At 53.8% G+C, this 13845-nt stretch carries 8 protein-coding genes; 4 read left to right on the top strand and 4 right to left on the bottom strand.

Annotated elements, in window-relative coordinates; all coding sequences use genetic code 11:
- Nucleotides 1-5: 5 nt before the first annotated feature.
- From VE954_RS04615 to VE954_RS04605, 3 genes are read right to left on the bottom strand one after another with little or no spacing between them, the layout of a single operon-like run.
- Complete coding sequence (locus VE954_RS04615; RefSeq protein ID WP_324950146.1) at nucleotides 6-269, bottom strand: hypothetical protein; 264 nt, start codon at nucleotides 267-269, stop codon at nucleotides 6-8.
- Nucleotides 269-3697 (bottom strand): hypothetical protein, encoded by a 3429-nt coding sequence (locus VE954_RS04610; RefSeq protein ID WP_324950144.1) that lies wholly within the window; start codon nucleotides 3695-3697, stop codon nucleotides 269-271. The genes VE954_RS04615 and VE954_RS04610 overlap by 1 nt, the downstream gene beginning before the upstream one ends.
- A 21-nt stretch (nucleotides 3698-3718) precedes the next feature.
- Nucleotides 3719-4228, bottom strand: a complete 510-nt coding sequence (locus VE954_RS04605) for a hypothetical protein (RefSeq protein WP_324950142.1) — start codon at nucleotides 4226-4228, stop codon at nucleotides 3719-3721.
- A 444-nt stretch (nucleotides 4229-4672) separates the two neighbouring features.
- Between VE954_RS04605 and VE954_RS04600 the strand changes: the two genes are divergently transcribed.
- Both VE954_RS04600 and VE954_RS04595 read left to right on the top strand, forming a co-directional pair.
- The gene (locus VE954_RS04600) at nucleotides 4673-6544 is read left to right on the top strand and encodes an acyl-CoA dehydrogenase family protein (RefSeq protein WP_324950140.1); all 1872 of its coding nucleotides are present in this window, start codon (nucleotides 4673-4675) and stop codon (nucleotides 6542-6544) included.
- A 331-nt stretch (nucleotides 6545-6875) separates the two neighbouring features.
- Nucleotides 6876-7403, top strand: a complete 528-nt coding sequence (locus VE954_RS04595) for an HNH endonuclease (RefSeq protein WP_324950138.1) — start codon at nucleotides 6876-6878, stop codon at nucleotides 7401-7403.
- Nucleotides 7404-7406: 3 nt separating this feature from the next.
- On the opposite strand, the gene VE954_RS04590 is transcribed toward VE954_RS04595, so the two are convergent.
- Entirely contained in the window at nucleotides 7407-8492 is a 1086-nt protein-coding gene (locus VE954_RS04590) for a S1C family serine protease (RefSeq protein ID WP_324950136.1), read from the bottom strand.
- Nucleotides 8493-8712: 220 nt separating this feature from the next.
- Here VE954_RS04590 and VE954_RS04585 point away from each other — a divergent pair, with 220 nt between their 5' ends.
- Together VE954_RS04585 and VE954_RS04580 are read left to right on the top strand one after the other, a co-directional pair.
- Nucleotides 8713-10911: a hypothetical protein gene (locus tag VE954_RS04585; RefSeq protein ID WP_324950134.1), complete on the top strand. Its 2199-nt coding sequence runs from the start codon at nucleotides 8713-8715 to the stop codon at nucleotides 10909-10911.
- Nucleotides 10856-13723, top strand: coding sequence for a delta-60 repeat domain-containing protein (locus tag VE954_RS04580; protein WP_324950132.1), 2868 nt, complete (start codon nucleotides 10856-10858; stop codon nucleotides 13721-13723). Before VE954_RS04585 ends, VE954_RS04580 begins: the two co-directional genes overlap by 56 nt.
- Nucleotides 13724-13845 lie beyond the last annotated feature (122 nt).

Below are 13845 nucleotides of genomic sequence, written 5' to 3'. Positions count from 1 at the left end.
TCACCTCACTTGGATTTAGGCGCAGGCTTTTTCTCAAGATCACTGTGGGTCATGCCAAAAATTTGCCGGGTTTCGACCAGATCACTGGTCGATTCCAAAGGCTGAGGCCCTGGATTTAAGGCCTGTTTCTGGTAGGCCTGGTCCAGTTCCTGCCACTCGCCACTGGCTTCGAGCTCCAGGACTGTCTGTCGATCAATGAGGTACACATCAGGCACACAAGCTGTGCCTAGAAAAGCGCTCAGAACCGTGATCATCACCAGGCGACGCATTAGGAACCTCCCGATTGCAGCAATTTTTCGATCTGTTGCAAGGCTTCACCAGCCTTGGCATTGATCAGACCGGTAAGAGGAATGGATCGAATAAATATATCTTTGCTGATCACACCACCCAGATTGATGCCCAAATCCATCAATCCTTGCTCCATGCTGATGGCCACGCCCTGGGGATAGGACACGCGCAGCGCCCGTCGGGCCATAACCATCTGCTCATCCTTGTACTCCGGATCCAGCACATCGAGCAGTGACATCAACTGGCGTTGACCGATTTCTGTTAAATCCAGACGGCCCGTAGCCAGACGCTTGCGGATGTCAAAATTTACGGCCATGCGGCCACTGAGGGCTGCCCAATCCTTGGGTGACGAACGTTTCGATGGCTCTTTCATAAGTTCCGGCTGGATGCCGGAAAACCGACCTAAAAAGCCCAACTGGAGGCGGTCGGGATGCAGGTCGAGGTAGTAGCGGCCCAGGGCGCTGCCCTGCAAAAGATCAATCTTAAGTTCATTGAGCAGAATCAGGTTCTGCCGCACTTCGAAGTTCTGATTGAACGGGCCAGCCACAATATGTTTATAGCGCAATTGTTCCAGACTAAGGGCCGGACGCTCACTAACATACGGTTCGAGGCTATCATAATCCACGCGTGCGAAGGGATTCATGGTGTTGAGGTAAAGGAAGCCCACGCGACCATCTTGAATCTGCAATTCCTCGTGGATGTAAATCCCGCCGTTGACATTCTTAACAGCGATGTCGCCGTACTGGACCGAAAAATTCTGAAACCGTGGGTCGGCGTCCACAGAGAGTCGCGTTTTATCGAAAAGGACGAGTTTAATAGGGATCTGCATCCGTCCCGTGCCCTTGACGGGAGCATCGGTGACGCTTCCAATTTGGGAGTCGACCATTCCATCGAAGTAACCCTGACTATTCAGGCGGAATGCCCCCTGCCCTTTGAACTGAAACAGAGTGTCATGCAGGCCCACGAAGAGGGTTTTGATGGTGAAAAGGTCCTTGTTTTCCAGGTTACCGTGAAACACCAACTTAAACTTGCGCAGAAGTTTCTGGATATGCTCCTGCTCGGGGATTTCCTTGAGCAGTTCGATGCTATCCGCATCGACCATGACCTTGACCTCACCGCTGTCGGGCTTTTGCAGATTGCGGACCGAGGCTTTAATCAACGTCTGAAGGTTATTGACGCTTGCAAGGTCCTGCGCGGTCACCTTGGGTTCCACCAACCGGGTCAGAAGCTCACCACGCCCCTGAGCGATCTGGATACGGCTATCCAACCGCAAAGGTTCCTGCCAGCTGATGCGGCGCTTGGCCTGACCGACGGGCGTTTGTTCCAGTACCTGAGTCAGTTGCAGGTCAGCTTTGATACGGTTCAGATCCAGACCTTTGATATCCTGCAGCCGCTCGGCGCCATGGACGAGCGATATTTGGTGTTGGCTGGAGATCCGTAGACCACCCAGGTCATCCAAGGCTTTGGCAGCCTCGACGATGTTTTGCAAAGAAGGATCCACGTTGATTTTCAGGGTACTGCGACTGTGCACCTCCCCTGTTTTGTCCTGCCAATCCAGGTTCAAATCCAGGAGCTCACGGTTATCGATTTTGGTTTTGCCAGCCAACTCACCGCTGATGCGATCGCCGACCTGGGCTTTCACATGCAAATCCTGCTCAAGCGCCACGGGTTTTCGCAAGGCTTTGTGTTGCAAGGCATCAGCTTTAATCTGCAGGGTCCAGTCCAAAGGACTGTCAGGAGCGGATGCTGCCCTTGCCGGCAGACTCAATTCACTTTTGATCTGAGCCGTTTTAAAGCGAACCAGATTTTTCGCAGACGGTTGCTGCTGCCGGATGTCCAAAGATAACGAGTTGGTTATGGTAAGTTGTTGCCAGTTGTCCTGAGTCACTTCGGTGAGTGGCATCGGGTGCTGGACGTGCTGGTTGATTGAAATATTGAGCGCGGGCCAGCCGAGTTGGTCCAGTTGAGCCAGTCCAGCATGAATCGGCCGAAGGGAGTGATGCGGCTCCACCTTCATATCCAAGCGGGCCTGCAGCATTCCATTTTGATCCCGGCCTTCCCCATTGATCTGCAGGATTTTTTCGCCATTGGCGGTCCCCTCACCGACCACGCGGGCAGCCGGGTTGGCGAGATTAAAGCCGATGTTCAGATCCTGACGCCAGGCCAAGGGCGCCTGGATAAAGTGTGAAGTCAAAGGTTTCACATTCAGAACGAGGGCCGCTTTGCCTTCACCCTGTTCAGCCTGCGACTGAAGGGAAAGATCAAGGCCTTGGGTGCTGACCAGGTTCTGGTTATTTTGCGTGGCTTTGAGTTGAGTGACTTTTAACACTTCGGTAAAGTCCCAACTCTGGTCGCGACCCGGGGTCGTGCTGAGCAGGGTTATTTTCCAAGCATTTTCGTTGGTTAGAGAAGCGGAAGCCAGCAGTTTTTGGGCGGCCTTTTGCTGACTGAAATCCAGCTTGCTCAGCGCAATTTTTAATTGGCCTTCGCTCGTGAGCGGCCACAGGATGTCGTTGACTTGCGGATTTTCAGGAACGGGTCCCTGCCGTTTCGCGGTCAAGGTCGGGGTGACCTCCAGACGCTCGAAAGCAAGATTCAATTGGGATCCGTCGGTCCCCTTGCGCTGCAAACTGGTTGCGCCTAACAGAAGATCCAGTTGTTTCAACTGAACGTCCCAATTGAATTCCTTCTCCGGAGCGCGAACAGCAAAGACCAGGGAGGGCTCGAGAGCCATGGTCGTCGTGAGTTTCAAAGAGCCCACGGAGGGATCATGTTGCTCCAGAGCGACCTGCACATCCATGGCTATCTGCGCTGAGACATCGAGTATTTCTGGTTTCAAAGCGACTGCCGCATCGATATCGGCTTTTTTCAGATGAGCTACGATCTGTCTGGAACCCTGCGTCAGCTGCAGATTCAATTGATTGTCCCGCACGATGAGTGAGGGGCCGTCCAGTTGCACGGGAGGACGACGGATCATATCAATCAAGGGCCCCAGGCCTTCGGAGGGTTCTTCCGCTTTGGCTTCGTCCGAAAGGACCATTTTTACGTCGCCTCGCAAGCCTTCCACCAGAACTTCGCTGATATCCATGCGTTTATGCAGGAGGCTCCAAAACGAATAGCCGAGACGCATCCGCGCGAGGGTAAGATGGGCCACGATGGTGGGCGGCCGTTCGATCTTCATGCGCAGGTTCTGTAAATTAAGCCCCGCAAAGACGTCCACGGCGAGGCTTTCGACCTCCACGCTAATACCGGCTTTTTGCAGCGGCTCCTTGAGCGAAGCCAGAATTCTCTGCTGAACATCTGGCGAGCGCAGGGCCAGCCAGGCTGTTGTCAGCAGGCCAATGAACAGGAGCAGCATGGCTCCAATAATAATTAAACCCAGCTGCCACCAGCGCGGCTTCCCTTTCATGGTACTCCTCTTGACTGCCGATTACTGGGGCGCGCCGTTATCGATCCATTTTTTCAAATTGGCGAGACTGCCGTTGGAGATGCAGATGTTTTGCGGCGGCTCTTTGTGTGGCTTCACGGTGCAGCCTACCGAAACGGCGGAAGCGTCCAGGGTGGCCACGACCAGGGATTCTGAGGATTTTCCAGCGTTGATGAGTGGCGTTGTCAGGCAACCGGCCAGGGTAATCTGAGCCTGATCCCAGTCCTGATAATCATTCACCGTCTTGCCCACCAAATTTGCATAAAATGCCTCCTTGGTTCGCATATCAGGCCCACCCAGGGTACCGGTGGCCGCCACACCGTGACAGGTTCCACAACGACCCGAAAAAACATTGGTCCACAGAGAAGCATAGGTGGCGTCCGCGACGATCGCGTTGGCTGACGCACAGGGTGTCGTGTCTTCTTCTGATTTTTTGTCACTACCGCAGGCATTCAATCCAAGGATAAAGACCAAGGACAGGCCGACTTTGAGGGTCCGACAGGGCACGTTCATAAGATACCTCTACAGCTAGGGTCTGGCACAAACTAAGTCTAGGGACCTCATACCAAAAAGTAAAGCGCGGGCCTCCTAGCCATTGTGACTAGACCAAATAAGATAGTTAGGGCCTTCGACACCCCTCCAAACCAATCCAGTAAGGCGGGACAAATATTCCGTTTTTCAGAATACAGTGAAGACTCTAAAATTTAGGCCGAAAACATATCAGGGAGTCCAGATCAGCTCTCGTTGGCGTTAAATCCCATGACAGGGAGACCCGCTTAGGGCTGAACGTTTGTACGCGGACAAATAAATTCGGTTCGGCCGCAGACAGCGATCCAGCAAGGATTCGATCAGGAAACACCACACTGAAGTTTCGTTGATTTCTGCAGGGCAAGGGTTTACTGTGTCAGCATTCGCCCACACGATGATGTCATGCGACGAGAACATTGAGGTTGTACCATGAAAAACAAGCAGAACTTTTTTACCGACAATCCGGACATCGCTTATCACTTGAGCCCCAAGCGAATGAGCGAACTGTTCGCGTGGTTGTCCGACGCTGAAAAGGAAGCTCTCGGCGTGTCCACCGCAGAAGAGTATCGTAAGAACTGGCTCGATATTGGCCAGGTTGTGGGCGAGTACGCAGGAACCACTCTTGAGAACAATAGCCAGAAAGTGGCCAAGGAAGACTTGAAACTCGTCGATGGCGAAGTTGTTTTCCCAAAAACGGTCCAGGAAAACGTGCGCATCTTTAAAGAGATGGGTGGACCGGGCATGTCGATCCGCAGCGAATTCGGTGGCATGAACGCGCCCTTCACCGTCGAACTTTCCGGCTTTGAAGCGATCTATCGCGCCTGCCCTTCCACCGCATTGAACGTGTGCTGGTATGGTTCGATCGCGACCGTGCTTGACCAGTTCGGTAGCCAGGCCATGAAAGAGGAATGGATTCCCAAAATCGCCTCGGGCGAAGTCTCGGGTTCCATGTCCTTGACCGAGCCGGACGTCGGTTCCGATCTGGCTGGTATGCGCACCTATGGGGAAGAGCAAGGTGATGGCACCTGGCATATCTATGGGAACAAGCAATTTATCAGCAACGGCTGCGGTGAAATCAGCCTTGTTCTGGCCATGAATAAAAAAGGCGCCAAGGGTCTGAAGGCCATCAACCTTTACCTCGTGCCGCGGAAGATGAACGGCAAGAATAACTTTGAAGTGGCCAAGATCGAGGAAAAACCCGGTCTGCACGGTTCCGCGACCTGTGCTCTGAAATTCGAAAAGAGCATCGGCTATCTGATTGGTGAGAACGGCAAAGGTTTTCACTACATGCTGCACCTGATGAACGAAGCCCGCCTCGGCGTCGCCTTCCAAGCGCTGGGTGTGATGGAAGCGTGTTACCGTCTGTCCCGCGACTACGCGCATCAGCGTGAAGCCTGGGGCAAGCCTATCGCGAAGCATGAAATGATTGCCGAGCGACTCTATGATATGGAAGTGGAACTGAAAGCGTTCCGCAGTCTCTGCTACCGCGCGGCGCATTTCGCATCCTTGATCGCGATTGGCGACCGTCGTCTGGAAGAAGGCAACCTGCCGGAAGGCAAACGCGAAGAGATCACGTCGAAACTGGATTATTATAAGCGTAAATTGCGCGACTGGACCCCGCTCGTCAAATGGTGGGGCGGCGAACGCTCTTACGTGTATGCGCGGAATGCGGTCCAGATCCACGGCGGTTACGGTTTCACGACCGAATACAGGGCCGAATGGTGGCTGCGTGAAAGCTTGATCTTGAGCATCTACGAAGGAACTTCGGAAATTCAGTCTTTGATGGTGATTAAAGACACTGTGAAAGACATCATGAGCAATCCGAAGGACTTTGTTGAAGTCACGGTCGGCAGTCGAGTGATGGCTCTGGCTGAAAAAGACTGGCTGATGCGCCGTTACTTTAAGATGCGTCAGACCTTTAACCTGGCTCTGGTGTCGATCTTCTTCAAGCTGGTGAAAACCAAGGTGAAGGGCAACTTCTCGGCCAGCAAACCGGCTGATCTGATGAAACTGTTGAAACTCATAGGCCCCGACCTGGTGAAGTTCGACAATCTTTCGCCAGCCCTTTTGCATGCCGGACGCATTGCCGAAATGAAGTCGATCCTCGCGATTGCGCATTCGGTGATCAAGGATGCCGAACGCGACGAGAGTTTCCGTTATGCGGCTGAACGCTTTGTGAACAAAAATGGACCAGTCATGGCCCAGATCAAAGCTCAGATCGATATGGATGATGAGTATTTCCAGGAGCAGATCCTGGGTGAAAAAGAGGAGTTGGCGAAGGCCGCGAATAACGAGGCTTGAGTAAGTTTCAGTTCGCCATAAAATAAAGAGGGAGTGGGTTTTAAACCCCTCTCCCTCTCTGTCACCGCCTGACCTTCAGGTTGACGATGAATCCGTAGTTCCTGATGAGCTGCACTGTTTCAGCAGCTCCGACTGAAGGCTGGCGAGGCGACCCTACCGCAAGTTCCGCAAAGCGTAAAGCGGAATCATGGCGTCCTAAGCTTAAGGCCTGTGTTTTTTGACTAAGCTTTCGCGGCTTGTTGATGTTATGCTGGACCTATGGCAAAAAATCCCTAGGAAACCAGCATCATAATCGCCTGATACTGTTCAGTGTGCGCGCGAGAGGTGAAGCATGAAGACCCTTGTCCTGAATTCCGGTTATGAACCGGTCCGAGTGGTCAGCTGGCAGAAAGCGATGATTCTGCTCCTGACCGAGAAAGCCGAACTGGTCAAGGCCTATGACAGTTTTGTCCGTTCGGCGAAAAAGGCTTATTCCCGACCCCAGATCATCAAGCTCAAGCGGTACATTAAGTCCTTCACCGCTGCAGCCGGTGCTGTCACTTATTCACGCCACAATGTTTTCCGCCGCGATAAATACCACTGCCAGTACTGCAATAAAAAGCTCAACGAAAAATCAGCGACCATCGACCACATCATTCCAAAGTCCAAGGGCGGCGCGGACACCTGGGAAAACACCGTGTGTGCCTGCATTGCCTGCAATTCGAGGAAAGGCAGTCGGACGCCAGAAGACAGTCATATGACTCTGGTGAAGAAACCAAAGCGCCCAAGCTTGAAGCACGCTTTGCGGGAACTGCTGGATGAGTTTGATTGCGAGGAGTGGGGACTCGAAGGCATCGACGGAAGCTTCGAGCCCACTTAGGATTTAGCGGACGTTCATATCGGCCAGTTGCACGGGAAGGGTTCGCTTCTTGCCTTCCCGAATAAATGTGACTTTGACTGTGTCGCCGACCTGATACGCATCCAGCGTATTCAGGAGGTCGTCAAACGAACGAATTTTCCTGTCTTCAATCCCTATGATAATATCCCCGAGAATAATATCACCGTTCCTGGTCCTGTGCGTCCCGCGCAGACCAGCGCGGGCCGATCCGCCACCATCTGCGACTACGCGAATGATAACGCCTTCAATGTTCAGCTGACGGTTGATACTGCTATCAAAGGGCTCAAAACCAAGACTGGGTTGAATCACACGACCATTTTTAATGATCTGTGTCACGATACGGTTGATAGTGTTGGCTGGCAAGGCAAAGCCAATACCCTGAGCCCCGCCACTTTCCGAAAATATCATGGTATTCATGCCCAGGAGGTAGCCGCGGCTATCCAGCAAAGGGCCCCCGGAATTGCCGGGATTGATCGAGGCATCCGTCTGGATCATGTCGCGGATGGTGTTGCCACCGAAGCCTGGAATCGAACGACCGAGGGCGGACACCACGCCTTCGGTTAAAGTCTGGTCCAAACCAAAGGGACTGCCGATCGCAATGGCTTTTTGCCCCACGAAAATACGACTGGAATCGGCCAAGGGAATTTTTCCCATATTCCGTGCGGCCTCGGGCTTGACCCGCAGGACGGCGATATCCTTCCGTTGATCAAAACCCACAACTTTCGCGGGAAGGCTTTTACCATTTTTAAACGAGACCGTAATCCGATCGGCGTCCTGGATGACATGAAAATTGGTAACGACCGTTCCGTCGCTGTCCCAGATAAAACCCGAACCGGTCCCCGCAGGAACCTCGGTCACATCGAAGGAAAAAAATCCCACCCGCGCATAACGGAGGTTACTGACGTTGACCACCCGCCCAGAAAGGCGTTCAAACACTTCGATGGTGTTGCGCTCGGATGGCAGAAGGTAGGTAGCATCCTCAGGGCCTGCCACCGGCTGGGAAGGCGTCTGCGCGCGGGCCACGGTGGTGACAAGACCCCAGGCACAAAGCGACAGAACTTGCTTTCTCATTGGCCCTCCTCATAAGCATTTCCCACTATTATACCGAACGAACCAGCCAGAAGGTAAGGATTGTCCAAGCCCTCCCCCAAATGCAGGGATGGGGAGCCTGGCAAGGGAAACATTGAACCAGTCCATGTCCCTGTTCTCTCATGGCTAAATGAATCAAATTAAGGCCTTCGGTAAACCGCCGAGGAAGGTTGGTACGAAGAAATCGAAGGGAGACGGGTCCATGATCCACGGCGTAAACGTCCTGCTTGCATTAGCAGCTGCACTTTGGCTCTCAGCCTGCGGCGGTGGGGCCGGCGCCCCGGAAGAGACTGTGGCCGAAACAACTGGCTCCATTTCCAATACGGACGCTACGGGCACGACAGCGGCCGCGGAGAAGCCAGGCAAGGTCGGCTCCGTATCCCAAGGCGAAAGCAGCCAGGTAGTCGTGAACGAGAAGGACAAAACCGAGGAAACGCCATCTCTGACCTTGAGTCGACTCGGCTCCAATAAGTTAACGTGGAATGAAGTGGTCAAGGCGGGTGCCAGTTACCTGGTCTTCGAGCGAACGGATACGGTGGCCTATGACTTCACGAATCCCATACAAAGCCTCGACGACGTTGTGACCCTTGTCCTTGCGGAAAAACCCGGTACGCATTGCTATATCATTCGCGCCAAGACCAGGAAAAACCCCGTCGTCGTCGACAGCAACGAAATCTGTATCAACATGCCATGGAGCAATCCGGACAAGGCTCCTGTCTGGCAAGACTTTGCCGATCAAACCGTTATAGCTACCGAGACCTTGAATTTGGCCGCAACGGCCTCCGATCCTGTCCAGGATGCCCTGACTTTTACGTGCGTTCTGGATTGTCCTCGTGGATTCTCGATTGATGCCGACACCGGCGCCATCAGCTGGCGTCCCGAGCTGGATCAGATAGGCGATGCGAATCCCATTTTGCAGGTGAGTGCCAAAGACCTCAAGACCATTACGTCGCTCCGTATCCAGGTTTTAGCCCCCAGTTTTGTGGTGAGCCCAAACCCACTGATGGCCGTCAGCGGTGAAAATGTTGAGATCCGGCCGGCCTTTGCCACCAATTTAACGGGGCCTTATCAATGGACTTTAACCCAAACCAGTGGCCCTCAGGTCGCGGTTTCGGGCCAGGATGGAGTGTGGAATTTTTTAGCCCCGGCTGTGGCGGAGATAACCGCTTTGTCTTTTGAAATTCAGGTCGGCAATGCCATCTATCGAACCCAACACAATCTCCTCATACAGATTGATCCGCAGCCAGTTGCCCCAACCGTAAATGCAGGTCCGAATCTCGTAACCCGTTCGCCGGTCACAGTCACTGCTGCGGTCACGTCGAATGGAAAAAACCTAGCCTGGAGTATGGTCCGTGGTCCTGGTCGTATCACTTTTTCTGATCCTACTGCCGCGACCACATCTCTCGCGGCGGATACGGACGGAATTTATGAAATTGAATTGGCCGCGACCAACAGCAGCGGTCAGACCGGTCGATCCAGGCTGCAGTTCACCTGGGATACCAGTGCCCCCGCTATTGAAGCGGGTGAAGATGCGAGCACGGCTGGTCCATTGAGCCGAACTGCCTCGATTCAAGGCGCTCACACATTGAGTTGGTCCAAAATCAGTGGTCCCGGTGCTCTGCACTTTACGCCTAACAATGGGGCATCAACAGTCATAACCACTGACCAGGACGGTGATTATGTGATTGAGCTGACAGCGGAAGATGAAGCTGGGAACGCCAGCGCCGATCGTTTCAGCTGGCACTACGATCATACGCCGCCCTTGGTGTCTTTAAGCGATCCGATCCTGACTGCCACCAAAACACGCAGTCTTAGCTCTGCGATCAGTGAGGACGCGGTGTCGATTCAGTGGTCAAAACTGAGTGGACCCCTGGCTGTCAATTTTTTACCCAACAATCAGCGTGACACGACCGTGACCTTGGGTGGTGATGGCGTCTATATTATTGAAGTGAGTGCCAGTGATGCCTTCGGCAACACGGCCAAGGCTCAGCAGCAGATCACAGTGGATACACTGCCACCCCAAATTACTGGCATAAGTCTCGCTTCTTTCCTGGCTGATGGCTATTTAAACCCAATCGAGAAAGCCAAGGGTTTGCCTTTGGTGGATGCGGTCACGGTTAAGGATTCCAGCAGTCACGCGTTGGCCTATAAAATTGTCGGGAGCACCTCAAGCTGCAGCAGCACGCTGACCTATTCCGCGGGAGTGCCTCGTTCCGATGATGCCGTCTTGAGCAAGACGGGGACTTATAAAGTCTGCGTAAAAGCCACGGACAGCATGAGCCTCAATGCCTATGCTGCAAGTCCTAACTTCATCTTCGACACGACCATCGTCTCGGTTTCTGTGAGTGGATTACCCGAATCCGAGCCGCACCACGGACCTTCAAGCGCTGGTGACAGGTAAATTGGTGACCCATTATAAACAAAAATTGGGATCAGCGGATAACACGGATTGCTCCAGCAGCGTGGGTTATAGCTCGGAAGCCGCGATCACAGCGGGCATCTATCATGATTATGCTGCGTACGCGGATGGCCTGATGCGCCTCTGCGTGAGAGGCCGGACTTCAACCGGCAACTGGCAGGACCTGTCATTGGCTTTCCGCTATGACTGGATTCTGGATCGAACCATGCCAGGTGAACCCTCCAACCTGAACATTGTGCCTTTGGTCTCAAGGAATCGCTTATCCTGGGACGCGGTTCCGCACGCTGATACCTATCTGGTGATTCGGTCCGAAAACCCTGTAACCTGGACACCAAGCTCGGGTCAATCCTATGCCAGCGGTGATGATATCGACGGAGGTCAGCATCACGTCGTTGGAGTGAGTGCATCCCTGCAAATGTTTGATGAAACGGCCCAAGGCGGTCAGCCTTATCATTACGCTCTTTTTGCCTTGGATAAGGCTTTGAATTATAACGAGAACCCTTCACGAGCCAGTTCCACGGCCATCGAACCTTTGGAATTCAGCAAAGCGGATGGATTCGATCGCCTGGTGCGGGTCGTTCTTCCTATTCTTGAAGGGGAACATACGGGCAAGGTTTTGGTGGGTGGCGACTTCGTGGTCTATCAGCAGGATCCTGCGATTCGGCTGCTGCGTTTGAATGCCGATTTCACCTTGGATAGGAGTTTCAAACCTGCGTTGATTAATGGCTCGGTTTATAGCCTGGCACTTGCTAGCGACGGATCGATTTACATGGGTGGTTCATTTTCAAATGTCGGTGGCAAGGTACGGAACCGCTTGGCTCGCCTGACGCCAGCCGGTGACCTGGACGAAAATTTCATAGCAGCTGGCTTGAACAATACGGTCATGACCCTGGCGCTAAGTCACGACGAAGCTCGGCTTTATGTGGGCGGAAGCTTCACGGCGTTAACCTCAACGCCTGCTACAGCCATGAACAGGCTGGCGGCTTTGCGCACTGCGGATGGGCAGTTGGATTCGAATTTCACACTGAAGCATAGTGCGGAACTCAACCGTCTGGGTTTCAACAGTACTGTTTGGACGATTCTGCCCGAACCTGGCAGCTCAGAAATTTATGTAGGTGGGCAGTTTACAGATTATGGTGGCGTGACCACGGCCCGCCTTGTCAAGCTTACGGATGCGGGTGATATCGATACCAGTCTGAGTCTTGGTGCTGGATTTGACAGCACGGTGGTGACATTGAAAATGGACAGCCGTCAGCGGCTCTATGTGGGCGGGAGTTTTGGTCGTTATCGGGGCTCGTCCTATTATGCTCGCTTTGTGCGTCTGAAGTCGGACGGCATGCCCGATACGGATTTTAGCAAGGGGCTTTCGACCAGCCCTCGATTCAATAGCACGGTTTATGCTATTGAAGTGGACGAGGCCAATCAGAAGATTTATGTCGGGGGTGATTTCACCCTTTATGGAACGGCGCCGCTGACACGCCTGGCCCGCCTGTCGATGGCCGATGGCTCGTTGGATACAAGTCTGGTGACGGGAACCAGTGGCACCTTGCAAACACTACGTCTTACCGATACAGGCAAGCTGATCGGCGGGGGTAACTTCCAGCGTTACGCCGGGGAAAGCACCGCCTTCTTCTTCGCCGCCTCCGGAACGGATGGAGCCTTGGACCCAGCCAGTCCTCGCGGTTCTAACCTCAACAGCTATGTTTATGCGACAGCACGCCTCTACGAAAATCCGGCCCAGCCTCGGGAGAGCGTCCAGTATTTCCTTGCCGGGAGTTTTACGACTTATAACGGCGAAATCGCCAACCGTGTGGTCAAAGTCGATCGGAAGGGGAATCGCGATAAAACCTTTAACAGCCAGGTCACTAACGGCAACGTCTATGCAATGGCCTGGGACGACAGCGAGAAAAAACTCTATGTCGGAGGAACCTTTACTCAGGTCAACGGCATCGCCCGCAATCGGATCGCCCGTCTGAACGCGGATGGCAGTCTGGATTCCAGCTTTGTTCCGGATGGTTTCGATTCCGATGTCTATGCGATCGCGCTGGCCAGCATGCCAGGGGCAGGTTCGCGAGTGATTTATGTCGGCGGCAAGTTCACGAAAAATGGGACCGCGGCGGCGGCCCGCCTGATTCGTTTAACAGCCGATGGGAAGTTGGATCCGAATTTTGCAACTGGAACAGGGTTTGATAATAACGTGGCGGCCCTGGCCGTAGTTCCTGGAACAGATGACCATATGGTGTTCGTAGGCGGATCATTCACAAAATACAACAGCGCCGTTGGCAACGCCCCGCGCTTGGTCAAGCTGGCCAGTGATGGGTCGTTGGCCTCGGGATTTGAACCGGGCAGTGGTTTCAACGGATCAGTCCAAGCCTTGCTCTGGATGCCGACCGAGGGCGCGCTCTATGTCGGTGGCGCCTTCAGCCGGTATCAATCGACGATTGTGGCCAACCGCATTGCCAAGCTCGAGAGCACCGGAGGTATGGCGACTGGGTTCAATGCAACGGGTTTTAACAGTACGGTCTATGCCCTGGATTACGATACAGACAACGATTTGATCTGGGCCGGCGGGGCGTTCACCACCTTCCGCGGAATCACCCAAGGCCGCATGGCTGCCATGGGACGGGACGGTTCGCGCGTGGCGGCCTTTAACGCTCCGATTGGGTTTAATGGTGATGTCCGGGCGATCGTCTCCAGCTTCTGGGGCGTGATCGCGGGTGGACTTGGAAGTTCCTTCGAGGGTGATGTCTGCGGCTTTGTCGCACGACTCCACGTGAATGCTACCATGGATTAATTGTGGGGGGCCTGCGGGCCTCCCCTTTCCCCCTACCCCACTATGTCACATAAAGCAGATTTATTTCAGCCAGTTGGGATGCTAGTCTGGTGGCCTTGGACCTATCGCCATCAGAGGAGTTA

The organism is Oligoflexus sp. (assembly GCF_035638955.1).
Taxonomy (GTDB): Bacteria; Bdellovibrionota_B; Oligoflexia; order Oligoflexales; family Oligoflexaceae; genus Oligoflexus.
This window is presented reverse-complemented; position numbering and strand designations above follow the sequence as displayed.